The following is a 25475-nucleotide window of genomic DNA, read 5'->3' as shown; positions in this document are numbered from 1 at the left end:
CAATTGGCGAATTTTGGTTAGACCTCCCAACCTGCTGCGTTCCCCCCACGAAAGTCGCGCTGGTATCATGCGACGCGGCGAACCGAATCCGGCATCTGCTTCTCAGTCTCCATCATTTTGTGATCCACACCGTTTTCCGTCAGAAAGCGGTACATTTCGCCATAAGTCCGGTACCAAGCTTGATTATATTTATCGAAAAGCGATTGGTCCCAATAATCCTCCAGCCTGAACTTCCCGCCGCTGAACACATCGAAACTCGGAATATGATAGGTCTCGGCAAACTCCACGGTGCGGCTGTCATAGGTGAAGTAGATAGAAGGCACGCCATTGGCCAAGGCCATGAGATTGCCGTGCAGCCGATAACCGAGAACGAGTTCTTTTGTCCGGACGAGGCTCTCATAATCGGCGACGACGTCGGAATAGAATATGCGTTCGCGGTAGAGCTTTTCCACCGTCTCATCGAGATACCAGTCGGAAGCCCATTTGTTTGCTTTCAGAGCCGCAATCGCTTCCTCTTTCTGGTCATCGGTCCCGAAAACCAGTTTCTTCTCCTCGACTTCACCCTGGGCCATCAGGGTCGCGTCGAAGCGCCCTGCCATCTCCTTGACGAGGTCGCGATGAAACGTCAGATAACGCTCAATATCCTGAGCGTAGGTCGGTGAGACCTCACGCCGGATGGTGATCCCGATATTTTTCACCTCATCAAGCCGCGGCAGGTTTATCCGCATCTCGGGATCGTTGCGGCGGAATGCGGTCGGACAGCCAATAATCCGAACATTTTTTATGCCGATATCGCTCATGACCTGTGCAGAATAAGCTCCACGCACACCGACCGAAGCCGTCGAGTCCGCTATCACCTTCAGAACTGTCTTCGTTTGCTCGGAGAGTTCCAATTGGCCTTCGACTGGAGCTTGAGCCCCTATGCCAAAGGCAATCACCGGCAACCCGAGCCGCTTCAGAACCGCGATGGCATCGGTCCAGTCCATGTGCTGGTGAACATAGTTCGAGCCGCGAAGAATGACGTAGTCATATTCCTCCCGCAGGCGGTCGATGTGATCCATGTTCGGATTCATGATCGGCAATTCAGCCTGCTTTTCGTAGTTCATCAATTTCAATGACGAATCGAAGACAAATGCATCGCCGATATTATGGTAGTGATTGATGCTACGCTGCACATTGCTGTGCTGGTACCAGCGAACACTGTCGTGATCGTAGACCTCGCCCGATGGGCTCATTACCAATACACGTGCCATGGGGTTTCCTTCTCGTGGCGTTGAAAGCTGGCGAAAATTCAGCTTGCTTGCGAAAGAACGACATCGGTCCTTGCGGCTATGTTGATTGGCTTTTGCTGGCCGGATTTGAGCAGGTCGCCATAGAGGGCAACATGTTCTTCGGCGCAATCGATGTAATTTGTCGGCCGGCGGACACTGTGATGAAGACGGTCCCAAATCAATGGATCACACAATACCTCCGTGAAACGGTCAGCAAGATCTTCGGCGCTGCGAACGCGGAAATGCAGGCCATCCTCACCATCACGTACTTTTTCGGCCATCCCGCCAATATTGGAGCAGATGATCGGTCGGCGATGATGCAATGCTTCCTGAATAACGATCGGCGAATTCTCCCACCATATCGAAGGCATGACGACCCAGTCGACCGATTGCATCAGGCGTGGCATTTCAGCGTTCTGATAGGCACCGTAGAAGCGCACGCGCGAGCCGGCCTCGCCGATCAGCTTTTCCATACGTTCCTGAAATTCGCGCGGCTGTTTTTCGAGATTGCCGCCAAAAATCATCAGGCGTGAATCGGCACCCCAAGTCTCTTCCGGCACACGGGACACAGCGTCAACGAGGACATCTATGCCCTTATAGGGTGTCATCTGTCCGAAATAGGCAAAACGGTTACGACGCGGTTTTGGGCCCGTCAGCTCCCTTGGCGGCGTTACGCTTTCAATGGAGATGCCGTTCTCGATCACATGCAACTTGCCCGCATCGAGACCCCATTCCGCATATTTCCGGGCAAGAAAGACACTTGGCGCAACGAAGGCGTCGGCAAGTTCGAGCATTCCGCGGACAAATCGTTCGCGCTTCAGAAAGCGCGCGGGAGGAACGTCGGGGAAACAGGCGTGGCAGTCTATCGGTGAGGCCTCGTTGCAGAGTTTTGACGAGCCGGCTTTTACCATCTGACCGTCATTGTTGCAGATCGACAGATATTCATGGAACGTCACAAGGATTGCCGTATCGGGCAAGGCCTCGCGGATGGCGTAGAGTGTTTCCAAGCCTAGTCCCATTACGTGATGAAAATGCACGACGTGCGGGTTGAGATCGCCGACAAAGCGCAAAAGATCGCGGCGAATTTCATCCGTGTTGTTGTTCGACAAATAGAAGTGGTCATATTCGTCCGCGTGAAAGAGGATCTCATCGCTGCTGCGGCGTAGACTCATCAGCGCCGTCGTGCCATGGCGCGGTATTGGATGACTTGCTCGCGCCAGATAGACGGATTGCACGCCTGGCAACGTATTCAGCCCCTTGTGCAGATTGTAGGATGCGATCTCGCCACCGCCGAGTGAGATGCTCGGATGCGCATGCGAAATCACCAATACCCGGAGTTGTTCGGTCATACCGCTGCCTCCGTCTCCGTCGTTGTCACACGATCTTTTGTGAGAATGTTTGCCCAACGCGCATCGAAGACCTGACGATCGATACGTTCGATAAGTGCAATCGTTGACGCCTTGTCTGCAACGGAAATGTCGTCGGAGCCCAGCATCTGGGCGGACGGCAGCCAGTAGGATTTCAGGCCCGATTGCTTGAGCTTCAGACCGAGGTCGAGGCCTTTTTCATGCGTACCAAGATATCCGCGTGTAAACCCGTCGACCGAAAACAACGCCTCTCGCGGCATCACACAACATTCGAATGTCGCGGTCGCTACCTCCGTAGTTGCCATTCCTGTTACGGCGTCAATAGGATATCCGGCATAACGGCTGATCAGAGCACGGTCGGACTGCGCGCCCGCAACCCATGTGCCAGCCCAGCGGATCGAATCGTCTTCGTAGGCAAGAGTGGGGGAGAGGACGCATTCCTTGCGCGCTTCATAGGCTGCCAGCAATTTGCTGAACCATCCAGGATTGCGCGGTAGCAGTGAGGCGGCGAGAAAAACAACCGTCTCGGTGGAAACGGCCCGGGCGCCCACCTCAAGGGCATCGTAAAGATCTTCCGAGCCGCTGGCCGAAACGAGGCGCAGATGTAGACCGTAGAAATCCGCAAGCCGCCGCACCTGGACCCCGATGCGATCGACAATCTCAGTCGCTGCCGCAATAACGATTGGTGCCCGACGCGTTTCCGGGTCAAGGGCGAGCAAGGCAATGAGCGGCGCAATCTCTTCTACGCGCTCATCAACACCAATAATCAGCGCCGGTCCAAGGACGTCCTCGAACGAGCCGAGATCGACCACGCCAAAGATTTCAGGGGCAGGGCGGTTCACTCCACGTAATAGCGGCACGAGTTGTTGATCGACAATATGCCGTAACGCCCAAGCGTTCGGGTCAATCGCGCGGATCTGCCGGACAACCGCATCGCGCGACGTGATCCGCGTCGGTGTTAGAGGCATGAACGCGCGCCGCCCATCGCTCAGACCAAGTTCCACATAGAAAGGTGCAGTGCTGTCCCCATCGAGTTCGGGTGCGAAGGCAACGAACCCATGCGCGTGCCGATTGGGATCAAGCCCGGCGTTGAACGGCGGTTTATTGTCGAATTCCCGCGTGACATCGGGCCTGTCGATACGTGTCCAGTTTGCGTCAAGCTGCGTTTCGCCCCGATGCCGGCGCAATTTGACGTCCCCGACATGATTGTCGGGATCGAGCAACCAGCCGGAGACGAGCAGGCCGCTACCCTCCACACGAAACACGTGGTCGATGCCCATGCGTACCGGGAAAGGCAGGCTGGAAATCGTCTCCGTTCCGTCGAAGCGATTGGCGGCCGAGCGCATACGAAGGAGAATCTCGGTCGAGCTGCGAACGCGAGGCAGAATCGCTCGCACATGGCTGGGCGTCTCACGCGCGCCTGAAATCAGACGGCGGTCGTAAACCTCGGTGAAACGCCAGCCGCGACGCCCCCGAAACAGAAGACGCTCGATGTCATTCGGCTCGACGATTTCATTGGCGAGCAAGAGCCCAGCAAAACCTGACGATTGCTCGTTCAGATCGGGGCGTGCGAAAACGCTGATTGCACATTCAGCAAGTGAAGGCGACCGGCCGCTGATCAAGAGCCGTGTGACGGAAGGCGTCAGGTCCTGCGCCCAGCCTTGCACGAAAATCTCACCCTCATCGCTGCCACCGATCAGTTCGATGCAACCATCTGAGCGTGCACCCGCCTGCAAAAGGATGGTGATCGCGGAGAGCTTCTTGCGGCCGATCGGTCCCGATATCAGGCCCTCGACGAGTCCGTCGATCACGGAAGGCAAGCTGGAACCGGCAAGGTCGGTGATCATTGCAATCAGCTCGCCGGTCGAAGCGGCGCGGCTGGCAAAAGCATAGCGCGTCACGTTTGCCTTGTGCTGGAACATGATTGTCTTCAACGCGCCGCGTCGCAGAATATTGGTCGGAACGATCGCCACAAACCCGTGGGTACCCGCAGGGGAGCCATCTTTCAGCGGCCAGTTTACAAGGGTCACCTTGACGCTCATGGCGGGATCGCCATTGAGAAAAACAGTGGCCTGTTCGGAGGTTAGGCTGCCGATACCGAGCACAAGAACAAGCGTGTCGTCTATGGGGCAACCAACCACGGTCTCGCCTTGCATCACCACAGGGAGGCGTTCCGCGGGTTTACCGGTCTTTATCGGCAAAACGTTTTTGTCGTCTCGAAGCATTCAAATCTGCTCCATGATCAAGGCATGACTGACATTGACAGAACAGCCCCGGCAGCAAAGCCCACGAGAACGAACAAAAGCAAAATCAACGGCTTAACGTCGCCACCGGAGCGTTTTTGTAGTGACTCCATGCGCTTTTCCATACCTGCGACGACGCCGTCCATTCGCATCAGATGAACATCGAGTTCCGTCAGGCGCTGGTTGACGTCTCCGCGGAGATTTTCAATCGAATTGCTCACATCGGCGGCGTCGACTGCATTGCTACCGCCTGATCCATCGATGACCGGCGCGATACGCTGCAACGAGCGCTGGTTGACCTGCAACTGCCGCTGTGCCGCCATCAACATGTCGAGTTTGTCGAGAATACGCGTCATCGGCGCGGCGATCAGGGCTTCGGCGGCTTGTTCATCAGGCTTTGGAACGCGCAATGCTTGTTCGACGCCTGCACCATTTATGGCAACGACCACCAGGTCCCCAGCGCGCATGGCGGCAAATTGCGGCAGCATCACATCGAATGCATGCGCGCCGTCGCCAATACCTGAACGCTTCAAATCCGGGCGGTCCTTGTCGGCCACAGCTTCGGCAATAGGCTTGCCATCCAGAAGCACGCGAATAGTCAGCCTCTTGGTCGGCGCGGTTGGATCGAAAGCCCAACCGAACAAACGGCCGTCATCGATAGCGTCAACCCGACCCTTTGTCGGCTCAAGCTTTTTGGCCTGCGTATTGTCCTGTTGGGGAACGGCACTTGGCTGTATTGGCGCCTGTGCCGACACATTTGTGATTATTGACATAATGGTCCTCTCAGGCTGCTTCGACATGTGCCGGACGCAGCGTCTCGATCAAATCGAGATAGCGCGCAGCAGTCATGTCGATTGTGTCGGGGTGGCGAGCCTCAAGGACAAGACTCTGGCGTAAGTCAGGATCTTCAGCGATACGTCGGATGGCAGCCGCCAGCGCCATGGGGTCGTTAGGCGGGACTGTCAGACCGTTGACGCCGTCTTCAATCATTTCGGCCATTCCACCGATATTGCTTGTGATTACCGGACAATCCTGGCTTTGCGCTTCCTGGATCACCAGCGGTGCATTTTCCCACCAGATCGAAGGCATGATCGCGCAATCGACTGTGGCGATCAGACCAGCGATATCTTCACGGCGGTAAGCGCCACGGCGCTGCACGGTAGGCGACGTTTCAGCGAAGAGGCGATCTATATCAGCAACGAAGCTTTCGCTCTGGAACGGCGCCGCGCCGTGGACACGCAACTCGAATTCGAAACCCTCGGAAATCAGCTGCTTTGCTGATTCGAGCAGAACAGTCGCACCCTTCCATGGATTGAGATTGCCGAAATAGCCAAAAACCGGCTTGGTACGCTGCGTGACATCTCGTTTTTTTACCTTAACCCGTTCGGGCTGGCCATTGGGGATCACACTGATCAAATGTTCGGAAATGCCCCAATCGACATAGCGCTGCTTGAGAAATTCGCTCGGCGACACGAAACTATCGACAGCACTCAAAAGAGACTTCAGATGACGCTCACGCAGAACGAACTTGTCGAGGGCAATTTCGTTGAAACAGCTGTGGCATCGGTCCGGACTAGCACCGTGGCACAGTTCCTTGCTCGTTGTGCGCACCATCAAACCATCATGGTGACAGATCGGATAATAATCATGCAGCGTCATGACGATCCGGCATTCGGGCAAGGTGCGTCGCACGATATGCGGAAACTCCGCGCCCAAAAGCAGGAGATGATGCAGATGTACGACGTCCGGCCGGAAATCGCGCAGGAGTTCGACGATGTCCGGAACGATGCCATAGAGATCGACCTGACTCATGAAGAACCGGTCGAAATGCCCCGACCACAGCAAAATCTCATCGCCGTTGGTGCCAATGCTCTGGAAGCTCGTTCCCGGCCGTGCCTCGCGGTGGATGTGATTGGTCGCGCCGAGGAAAAGCGCTTCGCATCCGGCCCGCTGATAGGCACGGAAAAGGTCGTGGGCGAATATTTCCGTGCCGCCTGGGTGCAAAGCCGGATGATTATGCGCAGCGACAAGGACGCGGGTCATCGAGCGCCCCTATCGAGCTCTGCCACAAACAGATCCTGATAATGGTCCGAAGGCACACCGCGCCAGTGACCGAACGACTTGGTTGTAATCGACAAACCGGCACGCGTTAGCGCACCATCCAGAAATCCATCGTCGAAACCCACTGCAGCCAGCGGCGGCAGTTCTGGAACGAACCAGCACGGACCTTCGTCGTAACGCTGAAATCCGAGCCGCGCGTCACGTTTTTTCAAGGGATTCTCAGCTGCAACCTTATCGACGACGAAGCATGTCATGAACAGGCGGCCACCCGGCGAAAGGACCCGTTCTACCTCGCGCAGATAGACGCTCACCTCTTCATCAGGCAGATGGGTGACGACAGACGTCATGATGATGAAATCGAATTGCCGGTCTTCATACGGCAGAACGAGTTCGAGCCCATCGATCGCACCCTTCGGATTATACAGCGAGTGTGCGATATCCAGATGGCGGAATTCGAAGTTGGAATACACAGGGCTGATCATCTGCCGACACCAGTTGATCCCGCCGGCAACCGGATCGATGCCGCAATAGCTGCCTTTTGCAAAGTCAAGGTACTGGGTCAGCGGGACAGCCATGCGCCCGATACCACAACCGATATCGAGGACCCGGCTATCGGACCGCACACCACCCTTGCGGATGAAATGACCGAGGAACTCTGCGCCAACGGCCTGGAAATTGCCGTCTCCGACGAAAATGCTATCCGGGTCAGGACAGGGTAGAAACCGGTTGCGCAGGACGGCTTCCATCAACCAATCAACGTGATCGCTATTGAATGCGGGGGAAGGTTCGGTAAAAGCTGTCTTGAGTGCAATAACCTCAGTCAAGCGGCGCTCCTTTCAGACTTTTCCTTGACGAAAGAAGTGACGGTGTCCCCGTTCATTTGATCGGGCACCGCTTCATCGAGATAGGTCGTCATTAATTCAGTGATGTCGTCGTCCCAGCGCTGCGTATGAAGCCAGGAATTATATTGGCTCGCGAGGCCGCGCATGTAGTCGCTGCTACGACGGATAGATCGGCGTTCGAAGTGGTAGAGCGCAACATTCGGCTCGTATGCCACTTGAAAACCGATCTGCCGGATTTTCAGGCATAGGTCACTATCCTCGTAGTCCCCGATGACGTACTCCTCGGTGAATCCCCCGACCAGATCATAGATGTCCTTACGGGTAACAAGGCACGCACCGGTCACGCCCGGCACTGTCCGCGCAATCTGAGCCGGCGAATAATAGCCCGGCATGCCCTTGTAGAAATGATGGTTGAGCCAGACGCCGCGCTGGTCGCGGGCAAAGTACAGTCCAGCATGCTGCAGGGAGCCATCTTCGAAAAGCAGTTTCGGCCCGATCGCACCCAGCTTCTTCTGTTCGAGCAACGGCCGGGTGAGTGTGTCCAGCCAGCCCGGACCGCAGGGGACAACGTCGGAATTCAACATTACGAGCATGGTGCCTGTCGCAAGACTTGCACCGGCATTACAGGCGCGGGCATAGCCGCTGTTGCGATTCATGGTGGCGAGCTTCATCGGCAAATCATGCAGGATATGCAGTCCGCCGAGCATGTGCTCTGTATCGTCCTGGATTTCCGGAGAATCGAGCACAAAGATGACCTCTGCATTCGCCACAAGCCAAGGATCGGTTGCCATGGCCGAAAGCTGGAAACGCAAAAAGTCGAGATTGCGATAGAGGGGAATTACGATCGAGATCAGAGGGGTTGCCGGTCCCACGCCGTATTCCTTGATATCTGCAATCCTTACCGTTTGGCCAAGTTTTTGTTCGACCTCTTTCAGGGCTGGCGCAAGGATGCTTTCGAACACCTGGCTGCGTGCGTGTTGCGGCGGCACCGCCCGCAAGATGCGGTTGCGTTGCGCCGATGGTTCAAAGGGCTGCATTGGAGGCACCAGCATCGCGGTTGCACCCGAGACGAGCCGCATCTGAAAGCGCGGCTGCAGCAATGGCCCAAGATTTTTGGCTTGCGGCAGCCAGGCGACAAAACCGGTCACGTCGGCGCCAAGTCCATCCGCACGTTCGCCAGTCTTGCCGGGAAACTTGTAGAAATTGGGCTGGAGCGGCAGAGCGCTTCCATCTCCCGAAATATATTCGATACGGGACAGCATCGCAGCGGGATCGTGGGTCCAGCCGCCGACGAGCAAGCCGCCATCAAGTGCGATCGCGAGATCGATTTCGGCCGCAGGCTGCGTTCCAGACTTTGCGATCTGGCGAGCTGGCAACGGCGCGCGCATCTGCATATCGACAGCAATGGCAACGCCAGGACCTGGGATCAGTGCCAGTTGACGCACGAGGAATTCACGCAGTTCCATATCGTTCTGCCGCTTTGGCCACCACTTGGAAAAATCAAGCTGGCCATCGCTGTCGGATAATTTGCGGACGGCAATACCGTTTTTCCCGGTAAACACAAAGTGCAATGATTGCGGCAATGCCTGGGCGGACTCCACAAGGAGATGGCACGATTGCCAGCCGTTTTTGGATTGGCGCCCCAGACCCAGCTTCGTCGGCAGCGCAGTTATGGAATTGGCGGCGATTGCATAGATCGCCGTAACATCGCCAAGGTCCGGATCCAGTGCGGTTTCCAGCAGGTGATGACCGTCGATCGGCTGACCGCAACCGCGCACTTGCCGTGGCTCTGGCGTCAATGCCAGGGTGATTTCGCGAACAACGCTGGCAAAAACCTGATTCTGCGACAGGCGAAAGGCACTGCGCCATGTGCTCAGCATATTGTTGAGTAGCTTGATATGTCCGGCAGCCGCGAGATTATCGACAGCACGGTCCACATCGAAAGAGCCAAGTTCAACTGCCGGATAGAGAACTGCTTGTTCGGTCGGCCCGAGTGCACCAGCAGACATCGTAAGACGGACCGGCTCATCTTTGGTGCGCATAGCCCAGAGAACACGCTGACCGCCGGTTTCGAGGGGAATATTCAAGCTGATGAGCGGAACGAATGGTTCCGGCGTCTCCAGCGTACATTTCGTTGATGCCCGTATGGAAGCCGGAAGGTCCCAGATCACGACGGCCACATCTGCACAGAGACGCGAGATTGAAATGCTCTCGATATCGCCAGCAATATCCGTCGAATGGTCGAGGTTCAACACGTTGCCCTTTCATTCACGTCAGAAAAAAGCGTGCCCGGCCGGAGGGCAGGGCACGCCATAATCACTATCAATGAACGACGAAGTAATCGCCGGGATGTTCCGTGACATCGTCGGCATTGACGCCGACGAGCGTGACGGAATCGCCATGACCGAGATCGACGACAACATTGCCACCAACCTGCGTAACACGATCGGCAAGATCGTCAGCCGAATGAATATCCTGCCCGTTGATACCGCTGGAGATCTGGAGGACGTCTTCACCAGGGGTAAAATCGAGAACAACGTCATTACCGCCGCCGCCAGTGAACAGGAATACATCACTGCCTGCGCCGCCGATGAGTGTATCATTGCCTGCGCCGCCGAAGAGAGTGTCGTCGCCGGCACCGCCGGAAAGGACATCGTTTCCAGCATCGCCGAACAAGAGATCAGAACCGGCACCGCCAGTAAGAACGTCATCTCCGTGGCCGCCGAAGAGAACGTCATTTCCCTCGTTACCGCTCAGTATGTCGTTTCCATTGTCGCCGAAGAGGATGTCAGTTCCCTCGCCGCCGAAAATCGAGTCGTTGCCGTTGCCGCCAAACAACAAATCGTCGCCGGCGTCACCGAATATCGAGTCATTTCCGTTCGAGCCAAAAACAACATCATCACCGCCATTGGCGTGGATGAAGTCGTCAAAACGCGAGCCAAACAAAACGTCGTCGTAGGCGCCGCCTTCTAAAGTGGCCATCTGCTTCTCCTTCTGTCCTGCTTTGAGTCTACAAGTTGCCGGAAAGATTCCGACGATCGATGCCTAAACGATTGTGCGCTGCACCAAATCGAATTGCAATCTAGACTAAGAATATAAATGTGGCAATCCATAGTAACAAATTATTACGCCCATGTATTATGACACTTTTATATTGGAGTCTATAATTCCTGTTTAAAGCAAAACTACTTATTATATCGATTTGTATTGAGTGTAATTTAATTCGAAATTTGAAGTATCGCCAAATATGGTGCGTTGCAGTGAGAATCTTCTAACTAGTCCTCTCTGAAGGCACGGTTAAAGCTGTCTGAAATTGGGGAAATGAGGTATTCGATCGCTTTGCGCGCCTTGTGCACGATCAGCACCTCGGCCGGCATCCCCGGGTAAAGTTTGACCGTCGGGTTGGACGCCAGCGATTGAGCGGCGATTTCGGCACGCGCCACGAAGTACGCCGTATCGGTCTTTTCATCGATGACCTGATCCGCGGCGACGTAAGTGACCTTGCCGTCGAGCGGCGACAGCGAACGCTGGTTGTAGGCCGTAAGGCGAACCTGCACCGGCGAACTGACAATCACACTGTCGATGTCACGCGGGCTGATCTTCATTTCGACAACCAACGGTTCATTTTCCGGTACGATATCAAGTATGGCTTCGCCAGCGGCCACCACACCGCCAGGTGTGCGCAAGCGAATATTGGCGACAATGCCGGCCTGCGGCGAGCGTATTTCTACACGGCGCATGACGTCTTTGGCCGCCACGATACGCTCTTCCGTATCGGCGAGATCAACTTGGCTCGTTGTGATTTCTCCGGCAATCTCCGACTGGAGATCGCTTTCGATGCCTATGAGAGAAAATTCCGCGCCTGCCTTTGCCTGCTCGGCCTTGGCTTTGTCACCCGCATACTCACCGCGGGTTCCCGCAAGTTCGCTCAATCTGGTGTCGATTTCAGTCAACTTCGACTTCTGGGCAAAACCTTTTTTAACAAGCCCGGCGATCGCCTCACGTTGTTCATTGATCAACTCGATCTGCCGGTCAGTCGCAGCTATCTGTGCATCCGACGATTTCGCTTGCTCCGTATATTGTTCAATAGTTTTCTTCTGGATGTCCACGCGGCTCATTTTTTGCGCGTAGCGTTTCTCAAAGAATATCCTCTCGGCTCTCATGGCGCTCTCAGCGGAAATGTCGCCCATTTCGCCAAAATTCTTTGGAAATGCGATTTCGGTTTCTCCCGCCTGTTCGGCACGCAGTCGTGCCAACTTTGCGATAAGCCCCACCCGGCGGCTCTGCAGGGATTGCAGCTCGGACCGGGCCTTGGTGTCGTCAAGGCGGACGAGCGGCTGACCGACTTTCACCTCATCGCCTTCCTGCACCAGCAAACGATCAAGAATACCCCCCTCGAAGTGACTGACTGTCTTTCGCTTCGAATCGACGATCACAGTACCGAGCGAAACGGCAGCACTGCCAAGTTCTGCAGAATAGGCCCATCCAAAAAACCCGCCAAACGCGATCAAGATCGTCGATACGCCGGCGATGATCAACTTGCGCAGGGGGGACTTTCTATCTTCGTGCTCAAGATCGGTGACCCATTCCGGACGGACGGACCCAAACTTGGTAGGGACGGTTTCGCCGCCCGACACGGTACGTGGTGCCAATAATTGAGGGGCGCGTTTCTGTAGATTCGTGTTACCGGTCATGATGCGGTGGCTCCCATTCTAGGACCGGTCGGGGTAATGGACGACACGACGTCCGTGCGGGGGCCGAACTGGGTGATGCGCCCGTTCTCCAATACGAGCAGCTTGTCTGCCACCTGCATGATTGTTGGGCGATGGGCAATCATCACCACGATTGCTCCATCGTCACGGGCTTGTTCGATCGCACGCATCAGCGCTCTTTCGCCGACTGCATCGAGATTAGCGTTCGGCTCATCAAGCACGATCAGGCGAGGGCGATTGTAGAGGCAACGTGCAAGCCCGATGCGTTGACGCTGACCGCCGGAAAGCGTCAACTTCCCGTCGCCCACCGGCGTATCGTAACCAAGCGGCAGCCGTCCGATCATTTCGTGAACATCAGCAAGCCGCGCCGCTTCGAGCACCCGATGCGGATCGCCGTCGCCCATGCGCGCGATATTATCCTGGATGGTGCCTTCAAGCAGTGCCACCGATTGCGGTAGATAGCCGGCAATCTCTCCGAAGGATCCACGTTCCCAGAGATAGACATTGTTCCCGTCGAGAAACACGCCGCCCGATGTCGGCTTGACGATTCCAATCATGAGCCGTGCAAGTGTCGATTTGCCGGCGGCGGACGGACCGACAATGCCAAGTACTTCACCTGGCGACAGGCTGAAGGAAATACCCTTGATGATCGGCATCTCGACACCCGGAGCCGCATAAACCAGCTTGTCGATGATCAGGTCGCCATGCGGCCGGGGCGTTGGCATCGTCTGGCGCACGGCAAGATTCTGTGCGAGCAGGGCCTGGATGCGTTTCCAGTTGCCAACCGCATTCACCCATTGACGCCAGGTCTCAACGACATGATCGAACGGCATCAGCAGACGGCCAACGATAATGCTGGTCGCGATCATTGCCCCCGGTGAGATCGCCTGTTCCATCGCCAGCAGGGTTCCGGCACCCAGCGTCGCGACCTGGATGATGAAGCGCAAAGTGCGCGCTATGGACGCCATCGCACGACTGCGGGTGCCTCCAAGATCGAGCAGATCCAGCGCATTCATCTGCAAACCCCGCCAGCGCCTTGCCAGAGCAGGCAACATTCCCATTGCCTCGATGGCCTCGGCATGCCGCAGCGTTGCACCGATTTTTGAAATGGCTTCGATGTTGGCCTGATTTGCATCCTTGAGGAGGCTGCGGGTTAAGAGATCGGTAACCACGCCGCAACAAACAAGGATGATTACGCCCACGACGCCGATGATCCCGAAAACCGGGTGCAGCAGGAAGAGCACGGCGAGAAAGATGGGCGACCAGGCGGCATCCAGTGGCGCGCTGACCGCCGAGGAAGTCAAAAAAGTACGCAGTTCGGTGAGATCGCGCAAGGATTGCGTGGCCTTGGGAAGTCCCTGATCCACCGATGCCTGCACGGCAGCCGTCAGAATCGGCAGATTTAGCCGGCGCACAAGCGCGCTGCCCATGGCCTGGAAAGACAAAGCGCGGATAAATTCGAGAATGCCGTAAACCAGCAAAGCGCCCACTGCCAGGACCGTCAGCATAAGCAGAGTGTCGGTGCTGCGACTGTTCAGCACCCTGTCATGCACCTGCAACATGTAAAGGGGTACCGTAAGTTGCAAAAGGCTGATACAGAAACTAAGCAATACGGCGTAGAGGAGACCTGCCAAAAAAACCCGGCGGGCCTTGAAAATCAGCGTTTGCGGCGTCGGAACTCCCGGCGTCGTCGCTTTTTTTCCCACATGGCTCTTGCCATTTGCATCGATTTGACGAGTATCATTCATGTGTAATCTGCCTTGGAAATGACACAGCTGCCAGTTAGCCCCTACGACCTTGGTCTAAGACCAGAGACTAGTAAAGTAATACCGTGCAGAATGTGACAGAAAAAAGATCATATGACGGGGGAAAAAGCGAAGGAGACCGGAAAATACACTCGCAACTTACTTCAAAATTTGAAGTAAAATGACCATGGAGACCAAGATGATACAAAAACTTCTGCACGAAGGAGTGGAAGTCGAAACATCTATTGATGGATATTACGCCGCCGATTTCCCCGAAATTACCACGGAAAAACAGAGCCATAGACACCACCCAGTTCATACAGTCGTAGTTACACACTTCGAGCTAGCTCGAATGATTGAGAGGGTAAATCGCCGTTTCGCCAGTCTGCTCCGAACAGAAATGACGAAACTGGGGATTGAAGACGTTGGTCCGGCACAGGCAATGGTCCTGATGGCTATCGGCGACGTCGAACTTTCTGTTGGGGAATTGCTGGATCGGGGGCACTATGTCGGCTCAAACATTTCCTACTACCTGAAGCAGCTTGCCGATGGGGGTTACATCGACAGGGTCGCATCTCAACGGGACAAGCGGTCTGCAAGGATTCGACTGACAGAAAAGGGAGAGCAGCTTTGCGCCAATCTGCGTGACGCTGGCGGGGCATATAATCGTGTTCTTGCCAGGGATGCCGATGATCTCCGCAATCTCGAAATCGCGTTCCAGACGCTGCACAGGCTCGAACTGGTTTGGGGCAATGCCGCGCGTTATGGCATCTAACTCAACTTCGATCAGTCTTTTGAGTCCCGGAAGGGGCTGATCTCATGCATGTGGCTTTTGTTCACAGGCGTGGTTTTGGCCAATTCGCAGCTTTGGCTGAGCATCTCGCAACGAGCGGGCATGACGTCAGCCTTATTTGTGAGACAGTGGACCGGCGTCTCCCGTCGGTTCGCGTGATCTTGCACCGTGCAGAACCTGGCCCCCGGGCAGATGCCCGGATGGCCAGGCATCTGGGCATTCCGGACCACCATGTACGCATTGGTCACCGTGTTGCGGAGACATTCGATGCGATGGTGCGCCATGGCGAACAGCCGGATATCGTCATCGGTCATATAGGCTGGGGTAGCATGATGTTCGTCAAGGATATCCTGCCAAAAGTGCCGGCTATCGGCTATTGTGAATTTTTTTACAAGGCCGATGGCGCCGACGTCGGTTTTGCTCCCGATGATCATCCGGATGCCGAAACCCGTAAACGATTGAGACTGCGCAATGTCGCGCAGCTTCTCTCGCTGGAAGCGATCGACGGTGGGATCAGCCCCACCCGTTGGCAAAAAAGCCTTTATCCGGTCTCTGCCCGGAGTCGGATCGCTGTCTGTCACGAGGGCGTCGATACGGAAATTTTCCGCCCTGACCGCAACGCGTCGCTGCGCCTGCCTGATGGGCGCTTGTTGAAAGCCGGCGATCCGCCAATCATCACTTTTGTCGCTCGGGACCTCGAACCCTATCGCGGTTTTCCACAAGCGCTCGCGGCGGCGGCAAAGGTCATACGCCAGAATCCAGATGCGCTCTTCGTATTTGTCGGCGGCAATGGCGTCAGTTATGGAACGCCGCCACCTGGTGGAGGCTCCTGGAAGGACGCGCTACTCGCCAGCCATGATATTCCGCCGGACAGAATTGTGTTTCCCGGAGCCATTTCGCACGATCTCTTGCGTAAGCTCTACCAGATATCAACTGCCCATATCTACCTGACATATCCTTTCGTGCTGTCGTGGTCAGTGATCGAGGCAATGTCTTGTGGCGCCTTGATAATCGGCTCCGATACGCCGCCGGTTCAGGAAATTGTCCGATCCGGGACGAATGGCCTCCTCGTGCCATTCTTTGATACCGATGCTTTGGCCGATACGATCCTTCGAATTCTCCAAAAGCCTGAGGATTTTCTACCGCTACGCATTGCTGCCCGTAAGACAATCGAGAATCGCTTCAGACTGGTGGATTGTCTTTCGCGGCAGAAATCTCTGATCAATTCGGTCGTCAGAGCTGCATGACCCCGCTACCGGTTTCTGCTCTGCCGATTAACCGCCGCATTTCTGTCTTGCACCTCGCGCAGGTTCGTTTCGCCCGTATGTTCGTGCGAAAGTTGTGCGGGCGCAGAAGCGATTGAAGTGTTTCCAGAGGAATTTCGGACGCCGCGTCCTGCAGCCATGGAACTGGCGATGTTTCTGCTGGCATTGCCCGCGTGAGACGCAAGGTTGGTGAACCATTCCTGGCTGCTTGTCGCAATTCGGCCGCTGAGCGGCACGATCTGAGTAAGCAGGAAAAATCCCGTCAGGCAAACGAGCACAAAAGGACCGGCATCCTTCATGGCAGGTATGCTGCCCTTTGCAAGGCTTAACACCAGCGCCTTCACGACATCCTGTATACCGATATTGTAAAAACTGAGGAAGGTTGTCAGAAAGATCGGTATCAGGATTATCTGGATCGTGCCCGTGAGCCAGCCGGAAAAGTACCGTGACGGGATTTGGAACATCAGCAACACGATGAAAAATGGAGCAAGCGCAAGCATGATCCACAACGCAACTTTTGCAAACAAGAGGAGTGCAACCGCGTAGCCGACGAACAACGCTGCGGCGATCCATATGATGGCTGCCTGCACCGAAGAGCTCAATGGCACTGTCAGCGGATTATCCACAGGACTTTTTGATTGGGCAATCGGATTTGATTTTGCCGGGTTTGGCGGGCTGCCTTCTTCGGAAACAGGTTGAGGCAAGGGGGCGGCAGCCGCGACTGCTGACTGCTCGATTTTGGCCGACGCAGTTAGCGCGAAACCGTAGACTGCGTTGAGGTCGTTGGCGACAGTGCCAAATCCCATTGCTTTGCCACTGCGAGGATTGACGATATGATTGAGCATGACGGAACTTACCATGTAGGGCGCGTTGGTGAAAAGTCCGTAGAGCGCGACCTGAAAAGGTCCCCATGCGGTCACGAGCGAGAAGATGATGGCTATGCGGACGAGCTTGAACACCATGCCGGCGATGCTGCCCCCCTGTCCCTGCCAGAACCGGAATCCCCAAAAGATCAGGTAAAGAGTAAATAGCGCGGCCATGACGGGTGTGAGGTAATAGGCGAAGACGCCGTAGGTCGCCGCCGTAAAATTTGTACCCAGGCTGTCGATATTACTCGATAGTGCAGCGATAGAATTAGCTCCCTCCACTGGACACTCCCGATTGCGGCGGCGGCAGGATAACAATGTCGAACGCCTCGTTGACCGGTCGCAGCGGGCCGCAATCGGGAGCACCATAGGACAAGGCCGAGGCGGGCAGGTCACAAGGCGTCTTCAGTTTGTGACCGCCCCCGCACCCCACGCACAATGCAGCGGCGAAAAGCACGACGCTAACCGATATGATTCTCACGACCTGTCTCCTTGACCGCAAAACACCGGCAGCCATTGTTTTGGATCATCCCCGAGCTGCTCGCGCAGAACCGTCAGTTCGTGGACTGTTTCAGCCCGGCCGGACAGCACCTTCAGGAGATCGTCCATGCCATTGAGGCGAAGTCTGGCTATCACCGATTCCTGGCCGTGTTTGATCAGAAAGGAGCGGCTTGCCGGATCCGTTGTCTTGATCCATTCGACTTCGCGAGAGGAGAGCCCGAGCCCACTGCCGTGACTCTCCAGATCGGCGCGTGGATTGGGGAAGAAAATATGCGTCGCGCTCTGTTCGATCAGCGTGTTGGCGATTTGAGAATTAACGATATCCGAGGCGCTTTGCGTACCGAAACCTATAATCCCGTTGAACTTGCGGATCGTCTTCATCTTGTCACGGATGAAGGTCGCGAACACCGGATCTTCGAGCAGCCGCCAGCCTTCATCGAGAAAGATCAGGACAGGATTACCGTCGAGCAATTCGTCCAGCCGATGAAAGATATACATCAGTGCGGCGCTACGGGTGAGGGGATCGTCCAGGATTTTCGTCATGTCGAAGCCTGAAATCTCCGACCAAGTGAAACGATCTTGCGGATTGTTGAACAACCAGCCCAATTGGTCAGGGCGGAGCCATTTTTCGAACCGGGCCAGAAGATCGTCATCGCCGGCGCGTATCCGGCCACGCAGCAAGGTTGCAAAGGCCGGCAGAGACCGGCCATCCGACCCGGTCGACATGATCTGACCGATTGCTGCGCGGATGACGCTTTCCTCGCTGGCAGGCAGCGACAAACCATCCGGGCGGCGCAGCATCAACGAAAACAACTGGAACAGAAACTCGCGATTTCCCGCAGTGTCGGGCAGGGCGAGGGGATTGAAACCAGTCGGCGCACCTGGTTGAAGGACTTCGTAGTTGCCTCCCAGTGCTCGAATGAAAATTTCGCCGCCCCGATCCTTGTCGAAAAAAATGCAGCGGGGCGTTGGTTTGATGCGCTGCGACTGCGCCATCAGAAAAGAGAGGGCCACCGTCTTGCCTGAGCCGGATGGTCCTACCATGGTGAAATTACCGAGATCACGGACGTGAAAATTAAAGAAGTAAGCGCTTTGGCTAGTCGTCTCCAGTAGCGAAATGGCGCTGCCCCAGTGGTTGCCCTCCTTCTGGCCGCTGGGAAAATTATGCAACGACAGAAACCCGGCAAAATTCTTCGACGAAATCATCGCCGCCCGGGCGATATAAGAAAAATTACCGGGCAGCTGCGCCCAGAATGCTGGTTCACAGTTCAGATCCTCGCGCAGCCAGATAATGGATTGATCGGTGAGCGTAGCTCCGACGGAGCGGATGCAGCGATCAAGCTCAGCCTTGTCATCGCCAAGGCACATGACCGACAGGTGGTGTTCGCCATAGATGGAGCGCGAGCTCAGAAGCTCATCGCGTGCCCCGGCGAGTTGATTTCCGACAATCGAACCAGCCTCATCGGCCATGGAAATCTGGCGGTAGACACGCTCCATCTGGTTCTGCGCCACAGGCTTGTCAACAATGGCAAAACTCTGGCTGACGATAAATTCGTGCGGAACCTTCAGCAGCCCGTCGAGCAGGAGGGGGCCCGTATAGGATGGATATTCGCGCACCGACAGCATGGCACCGAGCCGTGAGTCTCTTGGCGGCGTCGCGCCGACGAACTCTACAGCATTGCGCCCGAAGTGCAGCCGCTTCATCGCAAGCGCACCATCGAGCGGCATGCGCGGCAAACGCATCGAAACTGGATCAAGCCCATTGAGTATTTGAACCAGAAATTCCAGCGGCTCGGAGAAATAGTTCCCTGGCTCAGGTTCACGGATACCGAGAATACGCGCCTGATAATCCTGCAGGACCTCACGCACACCTAGAACGGCGTCGTGCAGTTCGCGAAGCTCCTCATCCTCTCCCCGCCGGGCACCCTTCGCGTGCTCTTTGGTACTACGACCGGCAAACAGGCTGCGCGTCAAGCTGTCTATCAATCCGACCTGACCGCGCAGAGGACGGCGGACGACCGTGATATACATGTCATTGACGAACATGCGCCGCTCTTCGAGCTGCGCCATGTATCGGCGGTTCAATTCAGCTGCAAATTGATTGTCGAATTCGCCCTCAAGCTTCGGCTCGAGCCGGCGCCGGATCATGTGACCATAGACCGCGTAGCGGCTGCTGCCGAGTGAACGCAAGATCATATTACGCCCCTCAAGCTTGCCATTGATCTGCGCCATGTCCGCAGTCTCGAAACAAAAGCCATCGAGCTTGAGTGTGCATAAGAGCAGCCCGTCCTTGGTGCGCAATACCGTGTCATCGACATGGCGTGCGTAGGGCACGTGCGTGGCAACCGAACGCTCTCGCTTGGCTTGCGCTCCAAAACGCATCTCTTTGCGCACCAGACGGGACATCATGCCTGGTCCCCCGGTGCATAGCTTTTAACGCCCCACAGGACTTTCGACTGTGGGGGAGTTCTTGCACCCTTGACACGGAGAATGTTGAAGATCTGCTCATCGCGCAGCGTCAAAAAATAGCCGAAACTATGGATAGGCAAGACCAGGAATAGCGTGAAAAGGCTCTTTGTTGCCAGGAAGACCACCGCCGTTACCACCATGTTGAACATGGCGTACATATATGGCACGCCAAAAAGCGTCGGTGCTCTCGTTAGGGCCTTGACCAGCGGGGTCATGTCCGGCGCATCCTCGGTCATCTATTCAATGGCCCAAAGCGCTCTGAAAGAACGCCACGATCTGCGTCGAGCCGAACACCAGCACAATCCCCATGATCACGGAACCGGCGATGCTCCAGGTGAAACGCCCCGACCAGGCTAGAAAGCCGCAGCTGATGACGGCCAGGATTGCGAGCATCGAGGCAATCGGACCTGTAAGAATTGAAATGAGGGTCTGCAGCACACCTGTCACCGGTTGCAGGCTCTGTGCAAAGGCATCCCCGGCAAAAATTGTGAACGATAACAATAAGAAAGCTTCGAAAACTTTTGAACGTAAAAACATTGAACTACTCCACATGAAGAACAAATCCTTGGGACCACGTTTCCCGACTGCCATCCTCGGGCTTTTCTTGTATGTTTATGGCGTCATTCCCACGCGCCTTGGCTGTCGGCCGTTCAAGTGGTTTCCATCCATAGAGATCGGTGAGAATGGCAGAGACGTACCGAACGGTTTCTGGATAAAGCGGAACGCCGCGGCTTTGCTCGACAGCCCCTTCACCGGCATTATAGGCAGCCAGCACATAGAGCGGGTTTTGGTATCTCTTCTGCAGCAGACGCAGATAACGGATCGCGCCGCGCACATTGTCTTCAGGATCGCAGATATCGACATCAAAACGCTTCGCCGTTCCCGGCATCAATTGCATCAAGCCAACCGCGCCTGCACTTGAGATGCTGTTCATGCGAAAGCCACTCTCCTGGCGGGCGATCGCCAGCACGAGATCAAGATCGAAGCGTTCCTCTCCGGCAATCTTGCGAACAATGGCCTCGCCCTGAACTGCATCGATTGGAGATCCAAGTTTGCAGGGCGCTGCCGCAGAGGGCCGCGGCGCCGGCGCTGCGTCCGTGTTCGAAACTACGTCGTCCTGAATTACTGTAACCTTCAGAGGCTGTTCGTCGGACGCAGCATGTCCCGAGCTGCAAAAGGCCGACCCGAAAGCGACGCTGATAGCGGAAAACAAAACGCGCCTGTTCATTGGTTTCGACCTATCGAAACAATCCCAGTGTTCTCAAATCTGGTTAGATCGTTGCTCATAAGTGCGACCGGCCGCTGCAGATTGGCGCGAACGAAGGGATCGTAGAAAATCTCCGTGACAAGGCCCGGACGGCCATCCCGGCGGCCAAGCTGGATGACCAGTGGCAATGTCGTGCGCAGCGTATCGATGATCTCGGTCTTGCTCAGACCGAGCCCGCCCCCGGCGCCGCTTTGCATAACGAGAAGCGCCAGCCGCGTGTAGGCGGCAGACGGAGAGTTGGCATGGACAGTCGAGAGCGAGCCGGGGTGGCCGGTATTGATTGCCTGGAGAAAATCAAGCGCCTCGCCACCGCGTACTTCGCCAAGCAACAATCGATCCGGCCGCATGCGCAGGGATGCCTCGACCAGGTGACGCGGCTCGATGCGGGCGATATTTTGATTGCCGCGCGTCGCGATGAGACGGACATGGTTCTCCTGTGGAGGCGTCAGTTCCGGGGTATCCTCAATGGTAATCAGTCGCTCGTGCGCCGGGATCTCCTGCATCAGCGCATTCAGAAATGTTGTCTTACCAGACCCCGTACCGCCAGAAACCATAATGGACACGCGGCGTTGCACGGCTTCACGCAGAAACGTCCAGATATCTCCCGCAGCGAGCAATTTGCATAGATCGTCTTCGTCGTCTGTAAACTGATGCGCACTATCCGTCACCAAAGCAGAGTCCAGCGCCCCTGAAGCTGCGTAGTCGGAAAGGAAAAGGCTGCGCGCGACCTGCCGGCGGAGGACAATAGCTCCCCCTTGCGGCGCTGCAGGCGGCAGTACAACCTGAATACGCGCGCCATCCGGCAGCGCGGCCGACAATAGCGGCTCTTCGTCGTTGACGAATTGGTGACTTGCCGCGGCAATGCGCTCCGCCATGAAGCGGATCCTTTCGGCCGTCAATTCCGGCATCGCGTGGCGCACCATCGCAGCACCCGAGCTTCCCCCTGCATGTTCGATGAACACGGCGCCCGGCTGATTGATGCATATCTCGACGACATCCGGCGTCTGAAGAAAGTGCCGCAGGGGGGTAAACGCCAAATCGATCAATGCGGAGAGGGGTGCTGCAAGGCTCACGGCGTGCCCCCCTTGTAAACTGGCTGTGTACCTTCTTCTGTATCCCAGCCGCGTCCCTTCTTTAGCTCCTTGAGCTTCTGCATGACCGGATCCGGGTAAAGATCGGAGAAATCGAGATCGCGCCGCACGAAAATCGACACCGGTGTTCCCTGATCAATGGTAATGGTTGGCGGAATGTTGATCTGCGCTTTCAGGGCCTCTTGGGCGAGCTGCGTGAAATTCTGGACCGCGAGAGCCGCACCTTGCATGGCTAGATCGCCGGTCCGATCATCATTGTCTGGATAGGTCGTAACCGGCCTGAAGCCACCCGGATACTTGGCATCAGGAACCAGCGTCTGTATGGGTCCGGTGTAGGTGGTCTTGTGCGTGCTACCAGCGGCCATCAATTGCGTACCCGCACTGATAATGCTCAGCACGCCAGCGGCGCCAAACCGCTTCAGATAGTGGTTGTTGACATCGCCGGCAGATCCCGACCGACCGAGTTCATCGGTGCCGATCGAACCGAGATTCATTGAAACGCCGTCAGCACGCAGGAGCCGCGTCCAGACGATGAAGGCGCGGGTCTGCCCCTGTGCAACGCCGGCATTGTATTCGCCGATCATGCGCGATGCAGCAGGGATGAGAATCCGCCTTCCGTCGAACGACCATATATCCTCGGTGGTCACGGCCCGCACCATGCCAGGCAGATCCGTCTGCACGGCCGTTTCAAGAACCCCGCGGATCATCGTTCCCTGCGGCACAAGTGCATCGATGCGCTTTGTCCGTTCGGCCTTTGCAACTTCAACCGTCTTGGTTGCCATGGCAGACAAAAACTGCCCGTTGGGATTAGCATCCTGGAATGTAGCGGCGGCTTTCTCCGCATCCGTCGGTGGTTTTGGCTGCTCGGCTGCCAGTCCTTCGGTTTGACCGGTTTCGGTCACGACCATCGGGGAGCGATAGCGTTCCCACTTTTTCTCGTCGGTCTCTGATTCCCGCGCCAGTCGCTCCGCCTCTGTCATTCGCCGTGCTTCCTCCTCCGCCTGCAATCGTGCCCGCTCGGCAGCGGCATCTGCGTCGGCCTGCGATGGCTGCTGCACCGCTGGCGTAGGCTCAGGCGCGGGAGATGGTTCTTTTAATGCGGGAGGAACCGCCAATTGAACTTTGCCGACTGGCGACAGCAGGTTCTCATCACCGGTATCGACATTATCAGGCGTTGACGGACGTTGAAGCCAGAAGGGCATTGCGAGCAGTGGTAAGCTGACCAACGCGAGCAGCACGATCAACACTGTCTTGTTCAAACCACGCTTTGGCTCGGCCAGCTTTGATCGTGCAGCCTCTTCGAGTTCTACATTGAGATGGTAATCGGGATCAGGCATCTCACCTCATCCTTTTGTCGGAGGAATTGCTGGCAATGGCGGCAACCGGGGTGCCTTTTTTCAGATTGAAAAGGCAGAGCGCATAATCGCTGCGACGCAACATCCATTGCCTGGCGACCTTGTCGACAACGATGTAATCACCCTCACGGCGGAAGTTGGCGAGTATCTCGCGCTTTCCACCCTCTACAATAAAGATGGCTGGGATATCGCTTTCAAAACGAAACCAGGTCTTCACGCCATCGTCAAAAGCGTTCGTGGTTTGAGTTCGGCGTCGCCGCGAAAACTATAGTTGGTATTGGTATCCTGAAACTGGAAGTTGTCGCGGTTCGGCTCCGAAACAAGCCGTTGCGCTTCTGCCAGAAGCTTTGAATCGGCCTCTTCATCGGGATAGCGAAATTTGACCATGTATGTCTGATCGCCTTCCGATTCCGCGTGAGCGCGCAGGATAAATGTGTAAACGTGTTTGTCGCTCACAACATTCATATTCGTGGTCGTCTTTGCTTCGACAGGTTTCAGAAAGATGATGTTGCCGCGCTTGTTGGGTTCGATCTTCCACGAAAGGCTATCACCGACCGCCACAGTCTCGATCTTTTCGGCATCCCCCAGCACGATCATCGTCGAGACGCCGTGACTTGCATCGACAGAAACCACATTGGCCGAATTATAGATGACCGTGCGGACGCGCGCATCTGCCGCACCACGTCGCGGAGCTATCTCGGCAAGCGCTTGCGTCATTGATCCCGCAAGACACAAGGCGATCAGCACCAGCCGCATGTAGGGCGCGATCGGTTGCGGGAGCCCCGCGATCATGGTTGGCCACCGCTTGCGGGGACGCTTTCCTGATCGCGGCGGTAATCGATAACCTGGAAACCCAGCGGATTGTCGAAACGCCATTCATTGGTCATCGGCTCGCGCGAATAGCGGAAATGCATCAGTGCAACCCAGTGTTCCTCCGGTCCTGTATCCTGCCCTATGCGCTGCGTCGAAAACCGCACGATTGCTGTACGGTTGTTGGGGATTTGTATCGACTTGATGGTCGGCAGTACACGCGTCGCGCTGCCAAAGCGATTTACGGGATTGGTCGGACTGGACGGCCCGTAAAGGTTCAGAAGGTCGCGCGCAGCATCGCCGGTCGACAACATCTGCGCCATATCGAAATTGTCCTGTACAGCAGAAGGATCATAGGTCTCCCGCGCTCGTATGTAGCGCACGACATTCATCCTTGTGACCGCTTCCGATTGCGTCAGATCGCCTTCTGCGAGAGGCCGTTTGATCTCCATGAAACCGGTGGTCTTGTCGACCTCGATGACATAGGGCTCGAAGCTTTTCAATGGCAGAAGCAAAGCCAGACAAGCCATAGCCGTAACCGCCAGCAGTGCGCTAATACCGGCGACGATCCAGGCCATGGAGCGGGAACGCTCGACCGAACGGATGACATCGTTTTCCCAGCGGACCGCCTCGCTAAAATAGCGGGCGTCAGGGCCGGTTTTCTTTTCATGGTTTGACGCGTGGTCGCTCATGGAAAAAAGCTGGAACATAACGCGAGGCACGCACGCGACACTTGAAACACTGGATTCAAAATCATTCCGCCTAAATCGGTTGAATTATACGCTTTACGTTCAAAAAATGCGGTTTAAACAAATTC

At 56.0% G+C, this 25475-nt stretch carries 21 protein-coding genes and 1 pseudogene; 2 read left to right on the top strand and 20 right to left on the bottom strand.

Translation table 11 applies throughout. From position 1 onward, the window contains the following. Nucleotides 1-65: 65 nt before the first annotated feature. From PHA01_RS24980 to PHA01_RS24935, 10 genes are all read right to left on the bottom strand, one after another. Nucleotides 66-1253 carry a polysaccharide pyruvyl transferase family protein gene (locus tag PHA01_RS24980; RefSeq protein ID WP_271898987.1) on the bottom strand — a complete coding sequence of 396 codons (1188 nt, stop codon included), beginning with the start codon at nucleotides 1251-1253 and terminating at the stop codon, nucleotides 66-68. A gap of 38 nt (nucleotides 1254-1291) precedes the next feature. Continuing rightward, nucleotides 1292-2620, bottom strand: coding sequence for a glycosyltransferase family 4 protein (locus tag PHA01_RS24975; RefSeq protein WP_271898986.1), 1329 nt, complete (start codon nucleotides 2618-2620; stop codon nucleotides 1292-1294). Then, entirely contained in the window at nucleotides 2617-4863 is a 2247-nt protein-coding gene (locus tag PHA01_RS24970) for a hypothetical protein (RefSeq protein WP_271898985.1), read from the bottom strand. The genes PHA01_RS24975 and PHA01_RS24970 overlap by 4 nt, the downstream gene beginning before the upstream one ends. Before the next feature lie 17 nt (nucleotides 4864-4880). Next, a complete protein-coding gene (locus PHA01_RS24965) occupies nucleotides 4881-5654 on the bottom strand; it encodes a hypothetical protein (protein ID WP_271898984.1) in 774 nt (257 codons plus the stop codon). 10 nt (nucleotides 5655-5664) lie between these two features. Further along, on the bottom strand, nucleotides 5665-6924 hold the full coding sequence (locus PHA01_RS24960; protein ID WP_271898983.1) for a glycosyltransferase family 4 protein: 1260 nt from the start codon (nucleotides 6922-6924) through the stop codon (nucleotides 5665-5667). Next, a complete protein-coding gene (locus PHA01_RS24955) occupies nucleotides 6921-7766 on the bottom strand; it encodes a class I SAM-dependent methyltransferase (RefSeq protein WP_271898982.1) in 846 nt (281 codons plus the stop codon). The genes PHA01_RS24960 and PHA01_RS24955 overlap by 4 nt, the downstream gene beginning before the upstream one ends. Beyond that, nucleotides 7763-10036 carry a glycosyltransferase family 2 protein gene (locus PHA01_RS24950; RefSeq protein WP_417021036.1) on the bottom strand — a complete coding sequence of 758 codons (2274 nt, stop codon included), beginning with the start codon at nucleotides 10034-10036 and terminating at the stop codon, nucleotides 7763-7765. The genes PHA01_RS24955 and PHA01_RS24950 overlap by 4 nt, the downstream gene beginning before the upstream one ends. Before the next feature lie 70 nt (nucleotides 10037-10106). Beyond that, nucleotides 10107-10766 carry a calcium-binding protein gene (locus tag PHA01_RS24945; protein WP_112531200.1) on the bottom strand — a complete coding sequence of 220 codons (660 nt, stop codon included), beginning with the start codon at nucleotides 10764-10766 and terminating at the stop codon, nucleotides 10107-10109. A 293-nt stretch (nucleotides 10767-11059) separates the two neighbouring features. Next, complete coding sequence (locus PHA01_RS24940; protein WP_271898980.1) at nucleotides 11060-12478, bottom strand: HlyD family type I secretion periplasmic adaptor subunit; 1419 nt, start codon at nucleotides 12476-12478, stop codon at nucleotides 11060-11062. Continuing rightward, nucleotides 12475-14244 carry a type I secretion system permease/ATPase gene (locus tag PHA01_RS24935; RefSeq protein ID WP_271898979.1) on the bottom strand — a complete coding sequence of 590 codons (1770 nt, stop codon included), beginning with the start codon at nucleotides 14242-14244 and terminating at the stop codon, nucleotides 12475-12477. The genes PHA01_RS24940 and PHA01_RS24935 overlap by 4 nt, the downstream gene beginning before the upstream one ends. Nucleotides 14245-14443: 199 nt before the next feature. Here PHA01_RS24935 and PHA01_RS24930 point away from each other — a divergent pair, with 199 nt between their 5' ends. Together PHA01_RS24930 and PHA01_RS24925 are read left to right on the top strand one after the other, a co-directional pair. Further along, nucleotides 14444-15016: a MarR family transcriptional regulator gene (locus PHA01_RS24930; protein ID WP_271899038.1), complete on the top strand. Its 573-nt coding sequence runs from the start codon at nucleotides 14444-14446 to the stop codon at nucleotides 15014-15016. A gap of 44 nt (nucleotides 15017-15060) precedes the next feature. Further along, entirely contained in the window at nucleotides 15061-16281 is a 1221-nt protein-coding gene (locus PHA01_RS24925) for a glycosyltransferase family 4 protein (protein WP_271898978.1), read from the top strand. A gap of 5 nt (nucleotides 16282-16286) precedes the next feature. Here PHA01_RS24925 and PHA01_RS24920 read toward each other — a convergent pair whose 3' ends face one another. The 10 genes and pseudogenes from PHA01_RS24920 to PHA01_RS24875 all read right to left on the bottom strand — a co-directional run bounded on the left by PHA01_RS24920 (nucleotide 16287) and on the right by PHA01_RS24875 (nucleotide 25350). Next, the gene (locus PHA01_RS24920; protein WP_271898977.1) at nucleotides 16287-17447 is read right to left on the bottom strand and encodes a TrbL/VirB6 family protein; all 1161 of its coding nucleotides are present in this window, start codon (nucleotides 17445-17447) and stop codon (nucleotides 16287-16289) included. After that, the gene (locus PHA01_RS24915) at nucleotides 17434-17646 is read right to left on the bottom strand and encodes a hypothetical protein (protein ID WP_271898976.1); all 213 of its coding nucleotides are present in this window, start codon (nucleotides 17644-17646) and stop codon (nucleotides 17434-17436) included. The genes PHA01_RS24920 and PHA01_RS24915 overlap by 14 nt, the downstream gene beginning before the upstream one ends. Continuing rightward, nucleotides 17643-20072, bottom strand: coding sequence for a VirB4 family type IV secretion/conjugal transfer ATPase (locus PHA01_RS24910; RefSeq protein WP_271899037.1), 2430 nt, complete (start codon nucleotides 20070-20072; stop codon nucleotides 17643-17645). The genes PHA01_RS24915 and PHA01_RS24910 overlap by 4 nt, the downstream gene beginning before the upstream one ends. Further along, complete coding sequence (locus PHA01_RS24905) at nucleotides 20072-20371, bottom strand: VirB3 family type IV secretion system protein (RefSeq protein ID WP_271898975.1); 300 nt, start codon at nucleotides 20369-20371, stop codon at nucleotides 20072-20074. Before PHA01_RS24905 ends, PHA01_RS24910 begins: the two co-directional genes overlap by 1 nt. Nucleotides 20372-20375: 4 nt before the next feature. After that, on the bottom strand, nucleotides 20376-20672 hold the full coding sequence (locus PHA01_RS24900; protein ID WP_271898974.1) for a TrbC/VirB2 family type IV secretion system protein: 297 nt from the start codon (nucleotides 20670-20672) through the stop codon (nucleotides 20376-20378). A gap of 4 nt (nucleotides 20673-20676) precedes the next feature. Further along, entirely contained in the window at nucleotides 20677-21363 is a 687-nt protein-coding gene (locus tag PHA01_RS24895) for a lytic transglycosylase domain-containing protein (RefSeq protein ID WP_271898973.1), read from the bottom strand. Next, nucleotides 21360-22475 carry a P-type DNA transfer ATPase VirB11 gene (gene virB11 / locus PHA01_RS24890; protein ID WP_271898971.1) on the bottom strand — a complete coding sequence of 372 codons (1116 nt, stop codon included), beginning with the start codon at nucleotides 22473-22475 and terminating at the stop codon, nucleotides 21360-21362. The genes PHA01_RS24895 and virB11 overlap by 4 nt, the downstream gene beginning before the upstream one ends. Continuing rightward, a complete protein-coding gene (virB10, locus tag PHA01_RS24885) occupies nucleotides 22472-23830 on the bottom strand; it encodes a type IV secretion system protein VirB10 (RefSeq protein ID WP_271898970.1) in 1359 nt (452 codons plus the stop codon). The genes virB11 and virB10 overlap by 4 nt, the downstream gene beginning before the upstream one ends. A 1-nt stretch (nucleotide 23831) precedes the next feature. Further along, nucleotides 23832-24565, bottom strand: a pseudogene (locus tag PHA01_RS24880) (TrbG/VirB9 family P-type conjugative transfer protein). A gap of 71 nt (nucleotides 24566-24636) precedes the next feature. Next, on the bottom strand, nucleotides 24637-25350 hold the full coding sequence (locus tag PHA01_RS24875; protein WP_271898969.1) for a VirB8 family type IV secretion system protein: 714 nt from the start codon (nucleotides 25348-25350) through the stop codon (nucleotides 24637-24639). Nucleotides 25351-25475: the final 125 nt, after the last annotated feature.

The sequence above is a fragment of the Candidatus Phyllobacterium onerii genome, from assembly GCF_028331445.1.
GTDB classification, from domain to species: domain Bacteria; phylum Pseudomonadota; class Alphaproteobacteria; order Rhizobiales; family Rhizobiaceae; genus Phyllobacterium; species Phyllobacterium onerii.
This window is presented reverse-complemented; position numbering and strand designations above follow the sequence as displayed.

What these genes read in the sequence shown, in the direction of transcription:
- PHA01_RS24980 (WP_271898987.1), bottom strand. Translation starts at nt 1,253, where the DNA reads ATGGCACGTGTATTGGTAATGAGCCCATCGGGCGAGGTCTACGATCAC.
- PHA01_RS24975 (WP_271898986.1), bottom strand. Translation starts at nt 2,620, where the DNA reads ATGACCGAACAACTCCGGGTATTGGTGATTTCGCATGCGCATCCGAGC.
- PHA01_RS24970 (WP_271898985.1), bottom strand. Translation starts at nt 4,863, where the DNA reads ATGCTTCGAGACGACAAAAACGTTTTGCCGATAAAGACCGGTAAACCC.
- PHA01_RS24965 (WP_271898984.1), bottom strand. Translation starts at nt 5,654, where the DNA reads ATGTCAATAATCACAAATGTGTCGGCACAGGCGCCAATACAGCCAAGT.
- PHA01_RS24960 (WP_271898983.1), bottom strand. Translation starts at nt 6,924, where the DNA reads ATGACCCGCGTCCTTGTCGCTGCGCATAATCATCCGGCTTTGCACCCA.
- PHA01_RS24945 (WP_112531200.1), bottom strand. Translation starts at nt 10,766, where the DNA reads ATGGCCACTTTAGAAGGCGGCGCCTACGACGACGTTTTGTTTGGCTCG.
- PHA01_RS24940 (WP_271898980.1), bottom strand. Translation starts at nt 12,478, where the DNA reads ATGACCGGTAACACGAATCTACAGAAACGCGCCCCTCAATTATTGGCA.
- PHA01_RS24935 (WP_271898979.1), bottom strand. Translation starts at nt 14,244, where the DNA reads ATGAATGATACTCGTCAAATCGATGCAAATGGCAAGAGCCATGTGGGA.
- PHA01_RS24925 (WP_271898978.1), top strand. Translation starts at nt 15,061, where the DNA reads ATGCATGTGGCTTTTGTTCACAGGCGTGGTTTTGGCCAATTCGCAGCT.
- PHA01_RS24910 (WP_271899037.1), bottom strand. Translation starts at nt 20,072, where the DNA reads ATGTCCCGTCTGGTGCGCAAAGAGATGCGTTTTGGAGCGCAAGCCAAG.
- PHA01_RS24905 (WP_271898975.1), bottom strand. Translation starts at nt 20,371, where the DNA reads ATGACCGAGGATGCGCCGGACATGACCCCGCTGGTCAAGGCCCTAACG.
- PHA01_RS24900 (WP_271898974.1), bottom strand. Translation starts at nt 20,672, where the DNA reads ATGTTTTTACGTTCAAAAGTTTTCGAAGCTTTCTTATTGTTATCGTTC.
- PHA01_RS24895 (WP_271898973.1), bottom strand. Translation starts at nt 21,363, where the DNA reads ATGAACAGGCGCGTTTTGTTTTCCGCTATCAGCGTCGCTTTCGGGTCG.
- virB10 (WP_271898970.1), bottom strand. Translation starts at nt 23,830, where the DNA reads ATGCCTGATCCCGATTACCATCTCAATGTAGAACTCGAAGAGGCTGCA.
- PHA01_RS24875 (WP_271898969.1), bottom strand. Translation starts at nt 25,350, where the DNA reads ATGAGCGACCACGCGTCAAACCATGAAAAGAAAACCGGCCCTGACGCC.